Here is a 7,666-nt window from a genome sequence, read left to right on the forward strand (position 1 = left end):
CGGGCTGCGCGCCCCATTTGCCAAAGCAATTTGCCCAGGCGATTTGCCAAAGCGCCGCCGCCTGCTTTGTTCCGCCTGTGTTTTCGAGCCCTGCCATCATGTCCAGCACCGCCGCGCAATCCGATCTTACTACCAGCCTCGACGCGAACGAAACCGCCGACCGCGCGCGCCGTTTCGGCGGCATCGCCCGTCTGTATGGCGCGCCCGCGCTCGCCGCATTCGAGGGTGCGCACGTCGCGGTGATCGGCATCGGCGGGGTGGGGTCGTGGGTCGCGGAGGCGCTTGCGCGTAGCGCGCTCGGCACGCTGACGCTGATCGATCTCGACAACGTCGCGGAAAGCAACACGAACCGGCAGATTCACGCGCTCGACGGCAACTACGGAAAACCGAAGGTCGAGGCGATGGCCGAACGCATCGCGGCAATCAATCCGTACTGCGAGGTGCGGCTGATCGAGGACTTCGTCGAGCCGGACAATTTCGCGGCCACGCTCGGCGGCGGCTTCGACTATGTGATCGACGCGATCGACAGCGTGCGCACGAAGACCGCGCTGATCGCATGGTGCGTCGAGCGCAAGCAGCCGCTGATCACGGTCGGCGGCGCGGGCGGTCAGCTTGACCCGACGCGGATCCGCATCGACGATCTCGCGCTGACGATCCAGGACCCGCTGCTGTCGAAGGTGCGCGGGCAGTTGCGCAAGCAGCATGGCTTTCCGCGCGGGCCGAAGGCGAAGTTCAGGGTGAACGCCGTGTATTCCGACGAGCCGCTGATCTATCCGGAAGCGGCCGTCTGCGATATCGATGAAGAAGCCGAGCACGTGAGCACGTCGCCGGGGCATACGGGGCCGGTCGGCTTGAACTGCGCGGGGTTTGGCTCCAGCGTGTGCGTGACCGCGAGCTTTGGTTTTGCGGCCGCGGCGTACGTGTTGCGGGAGCTGGCGAAGAAGGCGACGGTTTAGGTGGCAGCCCGGGCGGCGGTTTCAACCGCGCTGACCCAGGCTGCCATCGGGCAAAACATCACAATCGATCAATACAACGACGCGCTCAGCCTGCGCCGCCACTGCGACACCAGCTCCGGCTGATGCGCGGCCAGATCGAACACCGATAACATCGTCTTGCGGCCGATATCGTCGCGGAACGCGCGGTCGCGTTGCACGATCGCGAGCAGATGTTCGAGCGCCTGCGCGTATTTGCGTCGCGCGATAAACGCATTCGCGAGATCGAAGCGTGCTTCGAGATCGTCGGGGTGGCCGGCGACGCGCGCTTCGAGCGCATCGGTGGGCGGCAGGTCCGCGGCGGCGTCCACCGCGTCGAGCCGCGTCTTGATCGCGTTGAAACGCGCGTCGATGCCTTGCGTGGTTTTCGGCGACAGCAGATCGACTTCGTTGCGCGCCTCATCGATGCGGTTGTCTTCGAGCAGTAACTCGATGCGGTCCATGCGCGCGTCGTCGAAGCCCGGGTCGTAAGCGAGCGCCGCTTGCAGCAGGTCGTAGGCGTCGTCGCGGCGGCCTTCGGCGAGCGCGGTCTGCGCTTCGATGCGCGCGGCCGGCGCCCCTTGCGGCACGAGCCGGTCGAGGAACTCGCGCAACTGTCCTTGCGTCAGCACGCCGACGAACTGATCGACGGCCTGGCCGTCGGCGAACGCGATCACGTGCGGAATGCTGCGCACCTGGAAGTGCGCGGCCAGCTCGTGGTTCTCGTCCACGTTGACCTTCACGAGCTTCCATTTGCCGGCGGCTTCGGCTTCGAGCTTTTCGAGCATCGGGCCGAGACTCTTGCAGGGGCCGCACCACGGCGCCCAGAAATCGACCAGCACGGGGGCCAGCATCGACGCCTTGATGACGTCCTGTTCGAAAGTGGCCAGAGTGGTGTCCATTGCGTCCTCGTCGATAGAAACGGTTTGTGAACAGGCGCTAGGTGGGGCCGAATCGCGCGAATTCAATGCGGTGATTCGCGCGCGGCCCGGCGCCGTCACTTGCGCTGCGGCAGCGCAATCCATTCGGTTTCGCCGGGCACGTGGCCCATTTCCTGATTGGTCCACGCGAGCTTCGCGGCTTCGATCTTCTCGCGCGAGCTCGCGACGAAATTCCATTCGATGAAGCGCTCGCCGTCGAGCTTCTCGCCGCCGAGCAGCATCGCGCGCGCGCCGTGCGTGCTCGCGAGCGTGACGGTTTCGTCGAGCGCGAGCACGGCCATCTGGCCCGCTTCGAGCGGCGTGCCGTCGATCTCCAGATCGCCCTCCACCAGATATGCACCGCGCTCCTCGTGCTCCGGTTCGAGCGCGAACGCGCTGCCCGGCGTGAAGTCGGCGGCGACGTACAGCGTGCCCGAAAACGTCGCGACCGGCGACACCGCGCCGAACGCGGTGCCCGCGATCACGCGCAGCGTCACGCCGTTGCGCTCGACGACCGGCAAGGTCGCCGCCGCATGATGCGCGAACGACGGCTCGGCGTCTTCATCGGCGAGCGGCAGCGCGACCCAGGTCTGGATGCCGTGAATCGTCTGGCCGCGCGCGCGGTCTTCCGGCGGCGTTCGCTCCGAATGGACGATGCCGCGCCCGGCCGTCATCCAGTTGACGTCGCCGGGGACGATTTTCTGCTCGGAGCCGAGGCTGTCGCGATGCATGATCGCGCCGTCGAACAGATAGGTGACGGTCGCGAGGCCGATATGCGGATGCGGGCGCACGTCGAGGCCGCTGCCGGGTTCGAGGGTCGCGGGGCCCATGTGGTCGAAGAAAATGAACGGGCCGACGAGGCGCGCCGCCATCGCAGGCAGGACACGCCGCACGGTCAGATTGCCGATGTCGCGTAAGTGCGGTTTGAGGACGGCTTTGATCGAGGAAGTCATGGGCAGGCTCGACGGGAAAATGGAGGGAGAAGGCTCGAATGGTCGATTCTACTGCGCGTCGCGCGCTGCCGACGGCACACGCTCGCCGTGAGCGGGCGCAACGAAGCGAATTTGCGGCCTCCGTTACACTGCCAGATCGAACTATTTCTATGGAGACCCGGATGTCGCCCAGGGACTTGCTGCTCGCGCTGATCGTCGTGCTCGCGTGGGGCGTCAATTTCGTCGTGATCAAGGTCGGCCTGCATGGCGTGCCGCCGATGCTGCTCGGCGCGCTGCGCTTTACGCTCGCTGCGGTCCCGGCGGTGTTTTTCGTCAAGCGGCCGCAGATGCCGTGGCGGTGGCTGTTCGCCTACGGCGCGACGATCTCGTTCGGGCAATTCGCGTTCCTGTTCTCGGCGATGTACGTCGGCATGCCGGCGGGGCTTGCATCGCTGGTACTTCAGGCGCAGGCGTTTTTCACGCTGATCTTCGCGGCGCTGTTTCTGCACGAGCGCTTCCGTTTGCCGAACGTCGCGGGTCTGCTGGTCGCCGCGGCGGGGCTCGCGGTGATCGGCCTGCAAGGCGGCCACACGATGTCCGTCGCTGGTTTCCTGCTGACGCTGTGCGCCGCGTGCATGTGGGCACTCGGCAACATCGTTACGAAGAAGGTCGGCAAGGTCGATCTGGTCGGACTCGTCGTGTGGGGGAGCCTGATTCCGCCGCTGCCGTTTTTCGCGGCGTCGTTCGTGTTCGAAGGGCCGCGCGAGATCGCCGCCGCGCTGACCGGTATCAGCGCGCTGTCGATCTTCGCGATCGTCTATCTGGCGTTTATCGCGACGCTGGTCGGCTATGGCTTGTGGAGCCGTCTGCTGTCGCGCTATCCGGCGAGCCAGGTCGCGCCGTTCTCGCTGCTGGTGCCAATCGTCGGACTCGCGTCGGCGTCGCTGCTGCTCGGCGAGCAACTGTCTGCGATGCAGGTGGCGGGCGCGTTGCTCGTGATGGCGGGGCTCGCGGTCAACGTGTTCGGCGGCTGGGTCGTGCAGCGCTTGATCCCGGCACGCTGAGCAACCGTTGCGCCACGGCTTGCGAGCGTGAAGAACAAAACGGCCGGAGGGCCGTTTTGTTTTTGTTATTGGCTCGCGTGTGCCGACATCACGTCATGCGGCTCTTTGCGAGCGGCGGATTCGCCGCGAAATAGCGCTTGATGCCGGTCAGGATCGCGCTGGCCATCTTGTCGCGATACGCGTCGTCGTTGAGGCGGCGCTCTTCGTCCGGATTGCTGATGAACGCGGTCTCGACGAGGATCGACGGAATGTCCGGCGCCTTCAGCACCGCGAAACCAGCCTGCTCGACCGAGCCCTTGTGCAGCTTGTTGATGTCGCCGATCTCTTTGAGCACGAAGTTGCCGTAGCGCATCGAGTCGCGAATCTGCGCGGTGGTCGACATGTCGAACAGTGCGCGGTTCACGGTGGCGTCGTCGGACTTGATGTTGATGCCGCCGATCAGATCCGACGAGTTCTCCTTGTTCGCCATCCAGCGCGCGGCCGCGCTCGACGCGCCGTGCTCCGACAGCGCGAACACCGAGGAGCCCTTCGCCTCGGGCGTCGTGAACGCGTCCGCGTGGATCGACACGAACAGGTCCGCGCCGACGCGGCGCGCTTTCTGCACGCGCACGTTCAGCGGCACGAAGAAGTCGGCGTCGCGCGTCATCATCGCGCGCATGTTCGGCTGCGCGTCGATCTTCGCGCGCAGCTTCTTCGCGATGTCGAGCGCGACGTGCTTCTCGTAGGTGCCTGCGCCGCCGATCGCGCCCGGGTCCTCGCCGCCATGACCCGGATCGATTGCGACGGTGAGCAGTCGCACGGTGTTGCTGCGGCTCGACTTCGGTGTGGTGAATGCGTAGGTGTCGCCGCTGTCGCCGAGGTTGTCGTTGTTGCGGTCGAGACCGCGTGCGGTGCTGTTGCTGTTGGCGTTGCCACCCTTGTTGCGCGCCAGTGCGGCAGGCGGCGCGGAGGGCGCGGACGGCGCCGCCTGCCTGCCGGCAATGACCGGCGCGGACGGCGCCGTCGTGCCATGCGTGGGCGGATGCGGTACGCCCGCGGCGCCATTGCCGGCGCCACCGTTCTGCGCGTAGTGCTCGAAGAACGCTTCGCTGTTGTCGACCGGCGGCGCCGTGCCGGGGCCGGCAAGCGTCGCGGGCGGCGCGCTGTTTTCTTCGTTGAGCGCCTGCTGCTTGCGCTCGGTCTGCGCGAGCAGGTCCATCAACGGATCGGGCGCGACAGCCGGATACAGGTCGAACACGAGCCGGTACTTGTACGCGCCGACCGGCGGCAGCGCGAACACCTGCGGCTTCACCGAGCCCTTCAGGTCGAACACCATGCGCACGACGTGCGGCTGATACTGCCCGACCCGCACCGACGAAATCTGCGGATCGTTCGGCGTGATCTTCGAGACCAGCTCCTTCAGCGCCTGATCGAGGTCGAGGCCGTCCAGATCGACGACGAGCCGGTCCGGTCCCTGCAGCAGTTGCTGCGTGTTCTGCAGCGGCTGATCGGATTCGATCGTCACGCGCGTGTAGTCGCGCGCGGGCCACACGCGCACGCCGAGCACCGAGCTCGCAAACGCGAGACGCGGGGCGACGAGGCCGAGCACCAGCGTCGACGCACCGGCGCGCAGGATCTGCCGGCGCCGCCAGTTATGCGTTGCGCCCGCCGCCGATTCGATCGAATGGAATGGTTTGATTAACATCTTTCGAGACATGCCTTTCCTGATTCGCTATAAGCGCGTGCGACGAGTACGCGTGCGTCCGCGTTTGCGTCTGTGTTGCCGACGAGCCCGAGCAAGAAGACGAGATCCGGCACGCCGAGCAGCGCTCCCGCGCGTTGCGGCCATTCGACGAGGCAGACCGCGCCGCTGTCGAAATATTCGCGAAAGCCCGCGTCGGCCCATTCGGCCGGATCGGTGAATCTGTACAGATCGAAGTGATAGAGCGCAAGTTCCCCGGCGGGCCGCTCGAGCACATACGGTTCGACGAGCGTGTAGGTCGGACTGCGCACGCGGCCGGTGTGGCCGAGGCCGCGCAAGGTCGCGCGCACGAGCGTGGTTTTGCCGGCGCCGAGGTCGCCGACCAGTTGGACTTGCAGGCCGTGGAACGCGGGGCCGCTTGCGGTGCTAGGCTGGGCTGGCTGTGCCTGATGCGAGGCCGCGCGCACGCTTTCGATCGCCTGTGCGAAGCGCGCGCCGAACGCCTGCGTGGCGGCTTCGTCCGCGAGCGCGACAGAGCGTTCGAGCAGCACGGGAGCGGACGGTAGGGGCGCGTGATCGGGATTGACAGGCATTCTCGTAAAATGGCGTGATGAACCGAAGTCCGAAGTCCCCTGTTTTCTGCACGCCCGCATCGGCCGATGATGCCGCGCGAGCTTCTGGCGCAACGTCCCGTTTCGACGAGGCGGCGCTTCGTGCGCTCGCGCTCGACATCAAGACGTGGGGCCGTGAACTCGGTTTCGGGGCGATCGGCATTAGCGATACCGATCTGTCGGCCGCCGAAGCGCCGCTTGCAGCGTGGCTTGAAGCGGGTTGCCACGGCGAGATGGATTATATGACCAAACACGGCATGAAACGCGCGCGGCCGGCCGAGCTTGTGGCCGGCACGCGACGCGTGATCACCGCGCGCATCGCCTATTTGCCTGCGCAGACGCTGGGAGCAGAGGCGGCTGAAGGGGCGCATGAAGGGGGACATGAAAGCGCGCCTGAAAGCATGCCGCAAGACGTAACGCCACCCGCCTCACGCGCCACACCCAGCGCGCGCGACTGGCGCGCGGCCGAGCACGCGCGGCTCGCGGACCCGTCGACGGCGGTCGTGTCGATCTACGCGCGCGGCCGCGACTATCACAAGGTGTTGCGCCAGCGCCTGCAACAACTGGCCGACCGGATCGAAGCGGTGATCGGGCCGTTCGGCTATCGCGTGTTCACCGATTCGGCGCCGGTGCTCGAAGTCGAGCTTGCGCAGAAGGCCGGCATCGGCTGGCGCGGCAAGCACACATTGCTGCTGCAGCGCGACGCCGGCTCGCTGTTCTTCCTCGGCGAGATCTATGTCGACGTGCCGCTGCCTACCGACGCCGAAACCTCGCCCGAGGCCGCGCCCGAAACGCCGGGCTCGCATTGCGGCAGCTGCGCGCGCTGCATCGGCGCCTGTCCGACTGGTGCGATCGTCGCGCCGTACAAGGTCGACGCGCGGCGTTGCATCTCGTATCTGACGATCGAGCTGAAGGGCAGTATTCCGCTCGACCTGCGGCCGCTGATCGGCAATCGGGTGTACGGCTGTGACGATTGCCAGCTCGTGTGTCCCTGGAACAAGTTCGCGCAGGCCGCACCGGTCGCCGATTTCGACGTGCGGCACGGGCTCGATCGCGCGTCGCTGGTCGAACTGTTCGCGTGGAGCGCCGAGGAGTTCGATACGCGCATGCAGGGCAGCGCGATTCGCCGCATCGGCTACGAGAGCTGGCTGCGCAATCTCGCGGTCGGCATGGGTAACGCGTTGCGCGCCGCGCCAGCAAGTCTCGACCTCGATGCCCGTGGCGCGATCGTGCTGGCTTTGAGGCAACGAGCCGACGATCCGTCGGCGGTCGTGCGCGAGCATGTGGAGTGGGCGCTCGAAGCGGCGTAAAGTCGTGGCAATTCGGTGCCGGCAATCTGGCACGCTAGGGTCTGTTTACATATGGAACGCACGTGCGTTGCCGCGAGAAGGGCCGCTCGCAAGGATTGCGACGCCGCGAATACTCGACGTATTCGCAAGGAGCATGACGCAGCGAGCGGCCCTTCTCGCGGCAACCCCAGTTCTGAA

7 protein-coding genes are annotated in these 7,666 nt (G+C 66.4%); 3 read left to right on the top strand and 4 right to left on the bottom strand.

Annotation, left to right across the window (positions count from 1 at the left end; translation table 11 throughout):
* The first annotated feature begins 98 nt into the window (after positions 1-98).
* A complete protein-coding gene (gene tcdA / locus F6X37_RS31770; protein WP_187614013.1) occupies positions 99-956 on the top strand; it encodes a tRNA cyclic N6-threonylcarbamoyladenosine(37) synthase TcdA in 858 nt (285 codons plus the stop codon).
* A 68-nt stretch (positions 957-1,024) separates the two neighbouring features.
* On the opposite strand, the gene trxA is transcribed toward tcdA, so the two are convergent.
* Both trxA and F6X37_RS31780 read right to left on the bottom strand, forming a co-directional pair.
* Positions 1,025-1,873 (bottom strand): thioredoxin, encoded by an 849-nt coding sequence (gene trxA, locus F6X37_RS31775; RefSeq protein ID WP_187614014.1) that lies wholly within the window; start codon positions 1,871-1,873, stop codon positions 1,025-1,027.
* Between the two features lie 95 nt (positions 1,874-1,968).
* Entirely contained in the window at positions 1,969-2,844 is an 876-nt protein-coding gene (locus tag F6X37_RS31780) for a pirin family protein (RefSeq protein WP_187614015.1), read from the bottom strand.
* Positions 2,845-3,005: 161 nt separating this feature from the next.
* Between F6X37_RS31780 and F6X37_RS31785 the strand changes: the two genes are divergently transcribed.
* Complete coding sequence (locus F6X37_RS31785) at positions 3,006-3,887, top strand: EamA family transporter (RefSeq protein ID WP_187614016.1); 882 nt, start codon at positions 3,006-3,008, stop codon at positions 3,885-3,887.
* A gap of 88 nt (positions 3,888-3,975) precedes the next feature.
* Here F6X37_RS31785 and F6X37_RS31790 read toward each other — a convergent pair whose 3' ends face one another.
* Together F6X37_RS31790 and tsaE are read right to left on the bottom strand one after the other, a co-directional pair.
* Positions 3,976-5,583: an N-acetylmuramoyl-L-alanine amidase gene (locus F6X37_RS31790; RefSeq protein ID WP_187614017.1), complete on the bottom strand. Its 1,608-nt coding sequence runs from the start codon at positions 5,581-5,583 to the stop codon at positions 3,976-3,978.
* On the bottom strand, positions 5,565-6,161 hold the full coding sequence (tsaE, locus tag F6X37_RS31795; RefSeq protein WP_187614018.1) for a tRNA (adenosine(37)-N6)-threonylcarbamoyltransferase complex ATPase subunit type 1 TsaE: 597 nt from the start codon (positions 6,159-6,161) through the stop codon (positions 5,565-5,567). Before tsaE ends, F6X37_RS31790 begins: the two co-directional genes overlap by 19 nt.
* 17 nt (positions 6,162-6,178) lie before the next feature.
* On the opposite strand from tsaE, the gene queG reads away from it, so the two are divergent.
* Positions 6,179-7,489, top strand: coding sequence for a tRNA epoxyqueuosine(34) reductase QueG (gene queG, locus F6X37_RS31800; RefSeq protein WP_187614019.1), 1,311 nt, complete (start codon positions 6,179-6,181; stop codon positions 7,487-7,489).
* Positions 7,490-7,666 lie beyond the last annotated feature (177 nt).

Origin of the sequence: Paraburkholderia sp. 31.1 (genome assembly GCF_014397645.1) — a bacterium.
Taxonomy (GTDB): Bacteria; Pseudomonadota; Gammaproteobacteria; order Burkholderiales; family Burkholderiaceae; genus Paraburkholderia; species Paraburkholderia tuberum.